This is a genomic window from Demetria terragena DSM 11295 (assembly GCF_000376825.1).
Classification (GTDB): domain Bacteria; phylum Actinomycetota; class Actinomycetes; order Actinomycetales; family Dermatophilaceae; genus Demetria; species Demetria terragena.
Genome location: NZ_AQXW01000003.1, coordinates 327,023 through 339,243, shown reverse-complemented (window position 1 = coordinate 339,243; position 12,221 = coordinate 327,023). Strand labels below are relative to the sequence as shown.

General features: G+C 64.5%; 14 protein-coding genes. All 14 read right to left on the bottom strand.

The window, feature by feature from the left end:
* Positions 1-80: 80 nt before the first annotated feature.
* Entirely contained in the window at positions 81-965 is an 885-nt protein-coding gene (gene panB, locus F562_RS0103540; protein WP_018155551.1) for a 3-methyl-2-oxobutanoate hydroxymethyltransferase, read from the bottom strand.
* Between the two features lie 15 nt (positions 966-980).
* A complete protein-coding gene (panC, locus tag F562_RS0103535) occupies positions 981-1,826 on the bottom strand; it encodes a pantoate--beta-alanine ligase (RefSeq protein ID WP_018155550.1) in 846 nt (281 codons plus the stop codon).
* Entirely contained in the window at positions 1,823-2,146 is a 324-nt protein-coding gene (locus tag F562_RS0103530) for a DUF2469 domain-containing protein (RefSeq protein ID WP_018155549.1), read from the bottom strand. The genes panC and F562_RS0103530 overlap by 4 nt, the downstream gene beginning before the upstream one ends.
* Positions 2,143-2,859 carry a ribonuclease HII gene (locus tag F562_RS17930; protein WP_018155548.1) on the bottom strand — a complete coding sequence of 239 codons (717 nt, stop codon included), beginning with the start codon at positions 2,857-2,859 and terminating at the stop codon, positions 2,143-2,145. Before F562_RS17930 ends, F562_RS0103530 begins: the two co-directional genes overlap by 4 nt.
* Positions 2,856-3,626 carry a signal peptidase I gene (gene lepB, locus F562_RS0103520; RefSeq protein WP_018155547.1) on the bottom strand — a complete coding sequence of 257 codons (771 nt, stop codon included), beginning with the start codon at positions 3,624-3,626 and terminating at the stop codon, positions 2,856-2,858. The genes F562_RS17930 and lepB (F562_RS0103520) overlap by 4 nt, the downstream gene beginning before the upstream one ends.
* Positions 3,623-4,333, bottom strand: coding sequence for a signal peptidase I (lepB, locus tag F562_RS0103515; protein WP_018155546.1), 711 nt, complete (start codon positions 4,331-4,333; stop codon positions 3,623-3,625). Before lepB (F562_RS0103515) ends, lepB (F562_RS0103520) begins: the two co-directional genes overlap by 4 nt.
* A 117-nt stretch (positions 4,334-4,450) precedes the next feature.
* Positions 4,451-4,813, bottom strand: a complete 363-nt coding sequence (gene rplS / locus F562_RS0103510) for a 50S ribosomal protein L19 (protein WP_018155545.1) — start codon at positions 4,811-4,813, stop codon at positions 4,451-4,453.
* Positions 4,814-5,105: 292 nt separating this feature from the next.
* Positions 5,106-5,600: an HIT family protein gene (locus tag F562_RS0103505; RefSeq protein ID WP_018155544.1), complete on the bottom strand. Its 495-nt coding sequence runs from the start codon at positions 5,598-5,600 to the stop codon at positions 5,106-5,108.
* A gap of 18 nt (positions 5,601-5,618) precedes the next feature.
* Complete coding sequence (locus F562_RS0103500; protein ID WP_156822500.1) at positions 5,619-6,665, bottom strand: hypothetical protein; 1,047 nt, start codon at positions 6,663-6,665, stop codon at positions 5,619-5,621.
* A 44-nt stretch (positions 6,666-6,709) separates the two neighbouring features.
* Positions 6,710-7,780 carry a hypothetical protein gene (locus F562_RS0103495; RefSeq protein ID WP_018155542.1) on the bottom strand — a complete coding sequence of 357 codons (1,071 nt, stop codon included), beginning with the start codon at positions 7,778-7,780 and terminating at the stop codon, positions 6,710-6,712.
* A 70-nt stretch (positions 7,781-7,850) separates the two neighbouring features.
* Complete coding sequence (locus F562_RS0103490) at positions 7,851-8,909, bottom strand: hypothetical protein (RefSeq protein WP_156822499.1); 1,059 nt, start codon at positions 8,907-8,909, stop codon at positions 7,851-7,853.
* Positions 8,906-9,979, bottom strand: coding sequence for a hypothetical protein (locus F562_RS0103485; RefSeq protein WP_018155540.1), 1,074 nt, complete (start codon positions 9,977-9,979; stop codon positions 8,906-8,908). The genes F562_RS0103490 and F562_RS0103485 overlap by 4 nt, the downstream gene beginning before the upstream one ends.
* Positions 9,980-10,048: 69 nt before the next feature.
* Positions 10,049-11,110, bottom strand: a complete 1,062-nt coding sequence (locus F562_RS0103480) for a hypothetical protein (RefSeq protein WP_018155539.1) — start codon at positions 11,108-11,110, stop codon at positions 10,049-10,051.
* Entirely contained in the window at positions 11,107-12,198 is a 1,092-nt protein-coding gene (locus F562_RS0103475) for a hypothetical protein (protein ID WP_018155538.1), read from the bottom strand. The genes F562_RS0103480 and F562_RS0103475 overlap by 4 nt, the downstream gene beginning before the upstream one ends.
* Positions 12,199-12,221 lie beyond the last annotated feature (23 nt).

The window sequence follows — 12,221 nt, the reverse complement described above, 5'->3', positions numbered from 1 at the left end:
TGTGGATAAGTACCGTCCGCGCGCCCACCACACCCCACGTTTGTGGACAACACCCGACGCCGTAGCGCCGAGCGATTGACCTAACTCAGGGCATTCCGAAACTCTGCGAGCACCTGACCATCAATGGCATAACTGTGCTCTGCCTGCGGGTAGTCGCCTGAACGCACGTCCTCGGCGTATGCCTGCACTCCGGCCACCATCGCATCCTGCAGATCGGCGTAACGCTTCACAAAGCGAGCGCCTTGACCATCGCGTATTCCGAGCAGGTCGTGGAACACCAAGACCTGGCCGTCGGTGACCTCGCCTGCCCCAATGCCAATAACTGGCACCGTCGTTCGCGCCATGATCTCGCCAGCGACTGCGGTCGGTACGGCCTCGAATACGAGTGAGAAGCAGCCCGCTTCTTGCAGCGCCGCCGCCTCTCTCGCGACCCGCAGCGCCGCGTCCACAGTGCGTCCCTGCGCGCGGTAACCACCAAGGGCGTTCGCGGTCTGCGGCGTCAGCCCGACGTGCCCCATCACGGGTATCCCGGCGGCGACGATCGCTCGCGCGCGAGCGGCCGAGGTCGGCCCGCCACCTTCGAGTTTGACCGCCTCACAGCCGCCCTCTTTCACAAATCTCAGAGCCGTGGCGACGGCCTGCTCATCGGACAACTCATAGGACCCGAAAGGAAGATCGCCGACGAGCAGCGGCGTCTGGAGACCGCGCCGCACCGCGCGAACCAAGACCAGCATCTCGTCGACAGTCACGGGCACCGTCGAGTCATATCCGAGCACGGTCATGGCGCCGGAGTCGCCCACAAGCACGACGTCGACGCCCGCACGTTCAGCGACACGTGCGCTCGGAAAGTCGTAGGCAGTGACCATGACAATGCGCTCGCCCCGTTCCTTCATGCGGGCAACACCGGTCACCGACACCGGACGCCGAGTGGCGTCAGTCGTGGACGGGTCTGGGCGAGTAGACATTTCGCGACCTCCTGGTCAGGACAGCAACTCGTTGTCAATCAAGCGGACGTCGCCCACCTTGGCCGCGACCGCGACCAGCACCGGGCGCTCCGCCATGCTGGCTACTGGCTGCAGAGTGTCCGGGTCGACCAGCGCGAGGTATTCAGGCTCAATCCCTTGCTCCCGCAACGGAATCATGCCTGCCTCCCGAGCCTCCTCGGGGTCACGCGCATTGGATTCGTAGGCCGTTCGCACCGCCTGCAGTGCACGCCGCAGGACGAGGGCCCTTGATCGGTCGTTCGCCGTGAGTCGCACGTTGCGGCTGGACAAGGCAAGGCCGTCTGGCTCGCGCACCGTATCGATGGCTCGAATCTCCACTGGGAGGTTGAGGTCAGTGACGAGTCGGCGCACCACGACCACTTGTTGGGCATCCTTCCGCCCGAAGTAGGCCGCGTCCGGGCCAGTCATGGTGAACAACTTCGTGACCACGGTCGCCACCCCGTCGAAGTGCACCGGCCCGCGGGCGGCGCCTTCCAGGGTTTCACTGACACCCGTCACGCGCACGGACGTGGCGAAACCGGTGGGATACACCTCATCGAGGTTGGGGATGAACATCAGGTCGGCACCGGCGTTCCTGGCGAGTTCGGCGTCGCGCACCTCATCACGTGGGTACGCCGCAAGGTCCCCTGCGTCCTCGAACTGCCGGGGGTTCACGAAGACTGACACGACTACGACATCGCACTCTGCGGCGGCGGCGCGGATCAGCGCGGCATGCCCGTCGTGCAGGGCGCCCATGGTTGGCACCAGCCCGATGCGCCGTCCGGCAGCGCGCTCTGGGGCAAGCGCAGCGCGAAGATCGGCCACCGTGCGGACCGTGGTCATGAGGGAAACGACCCGCCTTTGGGCACTTCTAGATCGGACTTGGCGATCTCTTCGACGTTGACGTCCTTGAAGGTGATGACTCGGACCTTCTTGACGAATCGCGCTGACCGGTAGACGTCCCACACCCACGCGTCGGTCATCCGTACGTCAAAGAAGACCTCGCTCCCCTCGCCTCGTACCTGCACGTCGACGTCGTTGCAGAGGTAGAACCGTCGCTCGGTCTCGACGACGTGGCTGAATAGGCCCACCACATCGCGGTATTCGCGATAGAGGGCCAACTCCTGCTCGGTTTCGTAGCGCTCCAGGTCTTCTGCGCTCATGCCTGCCTCACATTCTCATTCTGCGGTTGCGCAGACGTCACGTCGGTGTCAGTCGCGAAACGTCGCCACGACCGACGATGTTGGACGCACGGTCCATGAACGTCGAGCGCATCCAAATGCTCCTTAGCGGAGTATCCCTTGTTCCCAGCCCAGCCGTAGTGCGGAAACTCCTGCGCCATGTGAGCCAGCATCTGGTCTCGCTCGACCTTCGCCAGCACACTCGCAGCGGCTACCGATGAGCACTTCAGGTCGGCCTTGATCATGGTGCGCACTGGCGGCAACGGACGCTCGGGGGGATCCAGGAGTCCAAGGAGGCCTTGCCTCTGTGGGTCGATGAGCCAGTTGTGGTTGCCGTCCAGAATGATGAGGTCCGGAACGATGTCTAATTGGGCCAGTGCCCGTGTCCCCGCCAGGCGCAGGCAGGCCATGATGCCCAGTTCGTCGATTTCGGCGGCGCTGGAATGACCCACGGCATAGGCCGTTGCCCATCGGCGGACCTTCGGCACCATGCGTTCACGGGCCGCTTGACTCAACAGCTTGGAGTCACGAACGCCTTTGGGGACCGTACGAGTGCGATCGTCGATCACCACGACACCCACCGAGACCGGCCCGGCCAGCGCACCCCGACCAACCTCGTCCATGCCCGCGAGCAGGGTGTATCCCTCGCGCTGTAGCGAGCGCTCAACCCGCAGAGTCGGTGTGCTTGGGCTCACGGGTCCGGGACCTGATCGAACACCGCCGATGCGTCCTCGGGCCGCCCTATGTGACCGAATGGCCAGACCACTGCCAGCGTCTTGCCAGTGACCTTGGCCTCGGGGACGGAACCGACGGACCCGCCGCCGTCTTCGTCGTGGGCGCGGGAATCGGCCGAGTTTCCTCGGTTATCGCCCATCATCCATAGCTGGCCCTTGGGCACTCGAATGTCGAACTTGGTCAGGCTCGGCTTGACGCCCGCGTCCAGATACGTCTCGTTGATCGGCTGACCGTTGACCGTCAGTCGACCTTTCTCGTCGCAACAGACCACGTGATCTCCACCCACGCCGATGATCCGTTTGACGAGGTGTTGCTCGCCCGCGGGATAGAGGCCGACGAACTGCAGCCCAGACTTCGCAACACCGCGTACGCCACCAGTCTCCGGCGGCGGCGGCAGCCAACCATCGGGGTCCTCAAACACCACGATGTCTCCGCGGTGCAGGTCACTCGCGCTACCTGGGATCTTGTTCACCACGATCCGGTCACCCGTGACCAACGTGTTTTCCATCGACCCGGACGGGATCCAAAAAGGCTGCACAAGAAAGGTTTTGACCAGGAAGGACAACCCGACGGCGATGACGATCACCACGAAGTATTCGCGGACTCGACCCCATCCGCTACGCCGAGGTGGCGCGTCCTCCGGTGGTGACGGCGCCACCGCCGGCTCGTCCGCTGGGGTCACCGCATCGGTGTCCGCGATCTGGTCGTTTGGCCGTTCGTCGGTCACGAAGCCCCAACCTTCTCGAAGGTTTTCTTCTGGTCATCGAGCCAGTCCCAGCGATCGAGCGGCCAGACGACCGTACGGGCGCGGCCGGTCACTTTGTCGATCGGCACCGACCCGGTTTTACCCGTGCCGTTGTCATGGAATCGAGAGTCGGAGGAGTTGGACCGGTGGTCACCCATGACCCACACCTTGCCAGCCGGAACGGTGATCGAGAACTTCTGATCGCTCGGCCCGTCGCCTCGGTGAAGGTAGGGCTCCTCAATGGGCACCCCGTTAACGGTCATGCGCCCTTGCTTGTCACAGCAGGCGACCTTGTCGCCAGGCAGGCCGATGACCCGTTTGATGAGGTGATTATCGCCCGCCGGGTAGAGCCCAACGAACTCCAAACCCTTCAGAAGCGGCCCGCGGTCTTGGGGCACCTGCGGAAGCCAGCCACCTGGGTCCTCGAAGACGATGACGTCGCCGCGATCCAAGTCGAAGGGCCCGGGGGTCAACTTGCTGACGACGACCCGGTCGCCCCGGATCAACGTGTCATTCATCGACCCCGAAGGAATCCAAAATGGCTGGGCAAGGAAGGTCTTGACCAGGAAGGAGATCACGACGGCGACGGACACCACGATCGCGATCTCACGCAAAAACAGCAGCAACGGGTTCCGTTTCACCGCTGCTTCATCATTCGCGTCGACCTCGGACGTGGGTTCGTCCTGCATGCCGTCGTTCACATAATCCCCCTGAGTCGGGCCGTTTCAGACCGGACCACACGTGTGGGCAGGTGCATCGAGCGCAGCGATCCTATCGGCGCTACCTGAGCACACGCTGCCCGCGGATCACGCCTTGGCGGCGGGGGTGTCTCGCTTCTCGCGGATCTTGGCGGCCTTACCGCGCAGATCGCGCAGGTAGTAGAGCTTGGCGCGGCGCACGTCACCACGGGTGGCAACCTCGATTTTGTCGATCACCGGGGAGTGCACCGGGAAGGTGCGCTCGACACCGACACCGAAGCTGATCTTGCGGACGGTGAAGGTTTCGCCGATGCCAGAACCGTGGCGGCGGATGACCACGCCCTTGAAGACCTGGACGCGGCTGCGCGTACCTTCGACAACCTTCACGTGCACCTCGAGGGTGTCTCCCGCACGGAACTCGGGGACGTCGCTCCGGAGGCTGGCGGCGTCGATCGCGTCGAACTTCTTCATCGTGTGCTCTCTCTTGTAGCGCCGCAGGTCGCCACCATGGTATTGATCAGGACGCGTGTGCCGGGCTGTGCGGTCGCATGACGCTACATAAGACTGCAGGTCACGTCCCCCTGCGGCGGGGACCAAGCCGTGACACGACGCGGTTGCTCAGTTTGCCAGAGCCCCCGCTGCACGCGAAATCGAGACCCAACCGGCACGACAAGGCACATCGACTAGGGACAAAAACAGGGTGTACGCCCATACGGACCCCGCATTTGACCCGAGTCGATGGCTAGTCAGGGCTGCGCCGACCTCAGCCCTGCGCGTTCAAGGCTGCGCGCAGCCGCTCCGCGTACGCCGCCGCCTCGCCCTCGGCGTACGGATGCCGCGGCCAGAAGAAGCCGCGCAGGCCATCACCCTTGGTCCGCGGCACGATGTGCTGGTGCAGGTGCGGCACCGACTGGCTCACCACGTTGTTGTTGGCCACGAAGGTCCCCTGCGCACCGAGCCCCTCGACTACCGCCTGAGCCAGGCGTTGCTGCGCCGCAACCCAGGTCGCATGGAGCCGCTCCGGCAGGTCAAGCAGCGTCTCGATGTGCTCGCGCGGCACGAGCAGCACGTGCCCTTTAAAGACAGGCCGCTGGTCCAAGAAGGCCACGAGCTCGTCAGTTGCTAACACCACCTCGGCGGTTGCTTGCCCACCAACGATCTGACAGAACACGCAGGAAGCCTTCGCGGTGTGCTCCCGGATCACCCGCGGCATCTTCCCGCCGGTGTACCCGCCACCTGGGATCGAGATGCGACTCATGAGCCTCACTGTGCCAGATCAGTCGGCACTCTCCTTCAGCTCAGCCCTTCCATCGAGAGTCAACGAAGCTGTGGCTTTCACGGTGGCGCGCTCCGGCGCCAACGCGGGAAGGTCCTCCTCGGACTCGTGAGGGACGGCGTCGGTCCGGTAAGTCATGGTCGCCTCGACCGACTGATCACTTGGCACCAGGTATGCCCGCGGACGATCTTCGTCCGACGCAGCACCCGAGGGCATATCCGCCGCCGCCGCGATCTTCACCGGCTTAAGCCCTCCCGTCACCGCGAAGGTCAGCGACGACCCGCCAGTCCGCACATAGGAGACGGTCGAACCGCTACTCCCCCGCCACCTACCCACCGAGTCATCATCTTGGGGTTGGTGTGGTGGCGCGGACGTCAACCGCACGACGACCCAGTCTTTTCCCTTGGGTGCCCAGCCAAGGCCAGCGACATACGGTTCACGCTGGGCGCTAAACCCGCACTCAACGCTGGCCTTGAGACGACCCGAAGCGGCGCTACCTCCATCACGGCAGGCTGCGCTGACGGTCCGACTCAAGCGGTCGTCCCCGTGCCCGCCTTCCCCGTATCCGGTCCGGAACTGGCGGCCGCCTGCTTCGAGGACGAGGTGCATGTCCCTATCGCTGTTGACGGAGAGAACTCGATAGGTTGGGGCCGACGTCGTCAGCAAGCGCTCGGCAAGGACGTACCGTCGGCCGCCAGCCACCAGCACCAAGCGAGAGGACGGCTCGTGGCGCGCACGCACCTCCGCTCCCGGCCAGGCGTCATCCGGACTGCGATCTGCAGAAACTCTCCAGTTGACCCGCACCCATCGTGAGGTGCCGTCGGCGACGTGCTCGGAGTCGCCGACGCGGATCGCTCCTCCGACTGTGTAGTCCACGCTCACCCTTCCGTACGGCAACTCCCGGGTCCAGGATCCGCGCTCCATCCCGACATACTTCTGATCGAACGGCGGAACCGACGTCACGAATCCATCGCGGACGCTGCCAGCGGAGGTATCGGAATCCGGGTCTTGAAAGATCGACCACAGGCAAGCAGCAACAAGCGCCACGACCATCACATGCGCCGACCACCGGACGTATCGCGCCCACCCCGTCATCGGCCTGCCCCGGGCAGGACGACCGCTGGAGTGCTTGCGGTCCTTACGACGACCGCGCTCGTGGTCCTCGTGGCACCGGTGTCGTCAGACTGTGACTGCACGATCACCTTCGCAGCCAGCCGAAACGAGAGGGCACTGCCGAGCGGGACGTCTAAGACATTGGGCTCAATCGGAAGCCTGAGGACGGCGGCACCGATGGGCCGCGGTTCAGTCTCAAGCTCGGACACTTTCACGGTCTTTCCTTCTGCGACCATGGTGAGCGACACCTGTTCCGGACCTGCGAAGGCCACGTCCGTGTACCTATCAGCGGTGGTGGGCCAAGAGGCGCGGGCCGTCAAGGTCGAATTGCTCAAGGTGACCCACTCACGCCCGGGTTTAGCCCAGCCGCGGCCCTCGAGATACGGATCTCGTCGGATCGATGCTCCCCACGACGGCGACAATTTCAGCCCGTCCGAACGCTCCTCACTTTCGGCCTGACGTGGCGGTGGCACCAAGTTCACAGGAAGGCGAAAGGTCGACCGATACAACGGTGCGAACGCCCCCAGCCTCTGTTCCCCAGTGGCAATGTCAACTGACTGAGTCCGACCAGCGAACTCCACTTCAACCACCACATGACGGTCGAGCGTGGGTACCGCCAACAGGGCCATGAGGTCGGGCTGCTCCTGCTGGTCCACGGGCTGTAGCTCGACATCGTCCTCGAGTTCATAGCGCTCTCCGTCAATGCGCAGTCGGAGCTCCACCGGCCGATCGGTATCCACCTCGACGTTGGGTCCAGCCCGAAGGGCCCTCCACGAAGCCTGGACGAGTCGACCGTCACGAGGCGCACGCACCTTATCGTCGCCTGTGGTCCGGCCCGCTTCGATGTCTACGGTGACTGACCCGTGCGGAACCGCGAACGTGGCCGAGCCGCGCTGTTCACTAACTAACTTCTCAGTTGTCGTGACCCGACCAGCATCCGCGCGGTGGCGCGCATCGAACCACCAGCCCCCCGCCACCACAAGTAGCCCCACGACCAGGGTGACCAGGACGCCCCGAAGGGGTCGGACCAACGCGCGCCATCGGCTCATGTCACCTCCGACGCGAGCGACGTCAGGTTGGTTCCGTCGCGGCCCCCTGCGGACCTGATTCGACGACCGATCAGGGCTGCGGATCTAGGTACACCGAGGCCTTTGCTGTGACTTCGACCCGTTCCGGGGACCCCTCCGCAGCATCCGCCGCCGCCGAATCCGCGAGAACCCCAGCAATGCGGTATGTCAACCTCACCTCAACAGCCTCCTCGGCCGGCACAAGATACGCGCGCATCTCCAGGGACGACTCCCCCGTTCCGACGACCGCCTTGCCCGACGTCTTCACCGGCCGTTCGGCACCGCTCACCGCGACCTGTAGCGAGGGCTTGCCAGACGCGACATACGGGACGCTCTGCTCCCTAGTGCGAGAAGCAGACCACTGCCCCACCTCATCTCCTCCATACTTTGGGAAGGCAGACGCTTCGTGAACCACAACCCAGTCCTTGCCCTTCGGGGCCTGGCCAAGGCCCGCAACGTACGGCGCCCGCCACCCCTCGAGACGACACGTAATCGTCGGCCTAACGCCACCGGTAGCACTCACGCTCCCGGCGCATGTGGCGGCGCTGACACCGCCTGTGTCGCCGCTGTCGGCGCGCTCGAGCGTGGCGTTTCGCTGGCGTCCACCAGACTCGACCACGAAACGAACGTCTTCGGCGTTGGCCACCGCAATCACAAGCGACGACGGCGTCGACGTCGAGAGCACCTCTTCGCGCAGGATGTACCGCCGTCCACCCGCAACCAACACCAATCGGGACGGCGGTTCCTGACGTTCCGTCAGGTCCGCGCCAGGCCATATCACCGCTCCCGACCGCGACCACCCGTGCTCCCACTCGACCTCCACCCACCGCGTAGCCCCGTCCGCGACGTGCTCGTCGTCACCGACTCTTACTGCTCGTCCGACACTGGAGGTGATGCGCAACACCCCCAGTGGCAAGGCGACATTCCAGTCTTCGCGTTCGGTCGACTCATACCCACCCGATCGATTGGGCATGTTGACGGCCTCACCGTGAACGACGGTGCCGGGAGTGGCCTCCGGGCCGTGTTCCCAGAAGATGGCGACCAACGACGCCGCGACCGTCGCGACCACCACGAGAGTTGCCCACCAGGGATAGCGTGCCGGACTACTCATCGATCCGCTCCCGGCTCAAACACTGCCAACTGTCTGGCGGTATGCACGACCATCACCGTCGTGACCTCCGAGGGCGCCCGCGTCATCAGCCTCTCGGCCCTGACAGTCATCGCTGCTGACAGCCGGAAGGAGAGTGCCTCGCCCCGTGGGACGTCAAAGACCGCCGATCCCAGCGAGAGCGCATCATCGAACGACGGTCTCGCGGCGATGGCCGCCTTCGGCGCATGGGTGGCACCACCAGCCTCAACAGTCAAGGCCGCCCCGACTGGCTCCTTGAATGTCGAGTCGTAGGTCACTGGGCCGCCAGTCTTCCGCTCCGAGTGGACCCAAGAGATTTTCAGTCTGGAGGCGGAAACGACGACCCACTCACGCCCAGGTTTGGCCCACCCCTGACTCTCGAGGTACGGCCGCCGCTCGATAAACGGCGCCCAGCGCGTGTCCCAAACCAGGCCATTTCCACGGCCGCGGGTCTCCGGCAAGTTCTTTCCCACGGTAGACAACGGGAGGACGTCCCGATATAGGGCGGCGAAGGCACCGAGCCTCCGCTTCCCAGTGTCCAGGTCTAGAGACTGGGTCTTACCCGCGAACTCGGCTTCGAGGGCAACGTGTGCCTCGGGCGTGGGCATAGCAACCATCGCCTTCCGGTCGGTCGGTCGGCCCTCACTCCGCAGTTGCAGTGTGACATCGTCGTCAAGCGCGTAGGTCTTCTCCCCGATGCGCATCCGTAGCCTGACCGGCTGATCGGTGGCAGCAAGCGGCTCACTGACCAGGGGTTCGGTTGCCCGACCACTCCACGACACCTGAGCCAGACGACCACCCCGCGGAGCGCGGACCTCGTCATCGGAGGTGGCCTGCCCGAGCGACCACGACACAGACACCGAACCAGAAGGAACCTTGAAGGTCGCGCCAGCGCTTTGGTCACCGATCAGTTCCGCTGTGGTCTCGACCGGACCAGCATCTGCACGATGCCGTGAGTCAAACCACCAGCCGGCAGTAATGACAACCACGCCCACCATCACCATGACGAGAACACCACGAAGCGATGGATTGAGCGCGCGCCACCGATTCATGTCACCTCCGACGCGAGCGACGTCAGGTTGGTTCCGTCGCTGCACTGCGCGACTGATTCCGACGGCCGATCAGGACTGCGCCTCTACGCTTACCGAGGCCTTCGCCGTGATCGTCGCGCTCTTGGGAGCCGCCGCAGGAACCTCCTGGTCAGAGCGCGGAGAGACATCCGTGCGGTAGGTCAGCGTCACCTCAACGGTCTTCGAACTCGGGACCAGGTAGGCGCGCTCCCCCAACGACGAACCCTCGGACGTCGAACTTGCCCTCCCCGCAGTCTTCACTGGCTTTCGACCACCGGTGACGGCGAACTTCAGTGAGGAATTGCCGGAGCGGCGATAGTAGACGGGTCTGCCGCCACGGTCTTCGCCACGCCAGTCAGCCACCGTGTCGTCAGCACGGCGGTCGAGCGAGGGTGCCTCTGTTTCGCGCACGATCACCCAGTCTTGGCCTTTGGGCGCCCACCCAAGGCCCGGCACGTACGGTGCGCGTTCAGCTGTGAGCCCACACTCGATGAGCGGTCTCACGCCGCCCGTCGCGGAGGCATCTTCTTCGGAGCAGTCCTTGGTAGTTCGCGGGTCAGAACCGGTTCCGACTGGTTCGAGTGCTGCCCGAGTTTGACGCCCGCCTGCTTCGACCACGAAGTGAAGATCTGTCGCATTTGCCACCGCGACCACCAGCGAAGCTTGAACCGAGGTAGACAACAGTCGCTCAACAACGACATGTCGACGCCCGCCTGCGACAAGCACTAATCGGGAGGAGGGCTCTTGACGCTCGGACAAGTTCGCCCCTGGCCAGATCGGGGTGGCCCCTCGGCTAAGGACGTCGGGATCCCACTCGACTTCCACCCAACGCGCGTCGCCATCAGCGAGGTGCTCAGCGGCACCGACCTGGACCGCTCGTCCGACTGTGGAGGTGAGATTCAACCTGCCGTACGGCATCTGCGCATACCATCGGTTAACCTCCGTCTGCTCATATCCCACGCTGCGGCTCGACGCCGCCGACACCTTTCCATCAACGATCGTCCCAGGCGAGGGCTCCGGGCCTGGCTCCCAGAAGATGGCGACCAGAGACGCACCCACCAGAGCGACCACCACGAGAGCGGCCCACCATGGGCAGCGCACCGGACTCTTCATCGATCTGCTCCAGGCTCTAAAACGGCCGGCGCGTGCGCCGTCGCAGCCACAGTCACAGTTCCGGGCCTGAACTCCCCGCGGTCCTCTTCGGCCCCTGAACCGTACGACTCGGCCTGAATCCTTGCCGGGGCCGCCAGCCGAAACACGAGGGCACGGCCACGGGCGACGTCATATGCGCCCGAGGTAATCGATAGACCAGCGTCGGAAAACGCGACCGGTTCGGCCACAGCCTTCGGCGTGCGAACCTCACGCCCGCCATCAACGGCGACCGAAACCCGCGCAGGTTCGATGAACTTCGCCTGATACCTCAACTGATTCTTGTTGTCCGAGTAGACCCGACCAACCGACAGCGTGGAATCGGTGAGGGTGACCCACTCCCGTCCAGGTTTAGCCCAACCATGCCCCTCGAGGTAAGGCACTCGATAGAGGCCAACTTTCCACGTTGAGGTCCACAACAGATCATGAGAACGCTGCCGTATCGGTGCGCTCCCCATATGCAAACCGATGCGCGCACCTAGGTCCTGCCGGTAGTACGGCGCGAAGGCGCCTAGCGTCCGCTCGCCGGTAGCCACGTCGACAGACTGAGATTCTCCGGCAAACTCCACTTCAACCACCAGGTGACGGTTGGGTGTCGACACCGCAAAAAGCGCCGACTGGTCGGTTGCTGCATTCGGCTCCTCACGCTGCAGGTCGAGATTGTCATCGAGCGTGAACTTATCGCCGCCAACGCGCAGGCGGAGTTTGATCGATGAATCGCTGTTCGCCGCCGGGGCCGTCGCCGTCGCATTTGGGATGGGCCGCTGGCCCTTCCAGGACGCGTGTACCAAGCGCCCGCCACGCGGAGCACGAACCTCATCGTCGGCGGTGGTCTCGCCAGCGTCGATCGAGACCTGCACCGACCCGTTGGGCAGTTCAAAGTTGACGTGTGCGCGCTGATCACCGTGCAGCTCCGCGGCGACATCGATCGGCCCAGCCTCTGCACGGTTGCGGGAGTCAAACCACCAGCCCCCGGCAACGACCAGCATGCCGACCATCACCATGACGAGGGCACCACGAAGCGATGGATTGAGCGCGCGCCACCGATTCATGACACGTCCGACGCAGCGGGACG

What these genes read in the sequence shown, in the direction of transcription:
- panB (WP_018155551.1), bottom strand. Translation starts at nt 965, where the DNA reads ATGTCTACTCGCCCAGACCCGTCCACGACTGACGCCACTCGGCGTCCG.
- panC (WP_018155550.1), bottom strand. Translation starts at nt 1,826, where the DNA reads ATGACCACGGTCCGCACGGTGGCCGATCTTCGCGCTGCGCTTGCCCCA.
- F562_RS0103530 (WP_018155549.1), bottom strand. Translation starts at nt 2,146, where the DNA reads ATGAGCGCAGAAGACCTGGAGCGCTACGAAACCGAGCAGGAGTTGGCC.
- lepB (WP_018155546.1), bottom strand. Translation starts at nt 4,333, where the DNA reads ATGCAGGACGAACCCACGTCCGAGGTCGACGCGAATGATGAAGCAGCG.
- rplS (WP_018155545.1), bottom strand. Translation starts at nt 4,813, where the DNA reads ATGAAGAAGTTCGACGCGATCGACGCCGCCAGCCTCCGGAGCGACGTC.
- F562_RS0103505 (WP_018155544.1), bottom strand. Translation starts at nt 5,600, where the DNA reads ATGAGTCGCATCTCGATCCCAGGTGGCGGGTACACCGGCGGGAAGATG.
- F562_RS0103495 (WP_018155542.1), bottom strand. Translation starts at nt 7,780, where the DNA reads ATGAGCCGATGGCGCGCGTTGGTCCGACCCCTTCGGGGCGTCCTGGTC.
- F562_RS0103490 (WP_156822499.1), bottom strand. Translation starts at nt 8,909, where the DNA reads ATGAGTAGTCCGGCACGCTATCCCTGGTGGGCAACTCTCGTGGTGGTC.
- F562_RS0103485 (WP_018155540.1), bottom strand. Translation starts at nt 9,979, where the DNA reads ATGAATCGGTGGCGCGCGCTCAATCCATCGCTTCGTGGTGTTCTCGTC.
- F562_RS0103480 (WP_018155539.1), bottom strand. Translation starts at nt 11,110, where the DNA reads ATGAAGAGTCCGGTGCGCTGCCCATGGTGGGCCGCTCTCGTGGTGGTC.
- F562_RS0103475 (WP_018155538.1), bottom strand. Translation starts at nt 12,198, where the DNA reads ATGAATCGGTGGCGCGCGCTCAATCCATCGCTTCGTGGTGCCCTCGTC.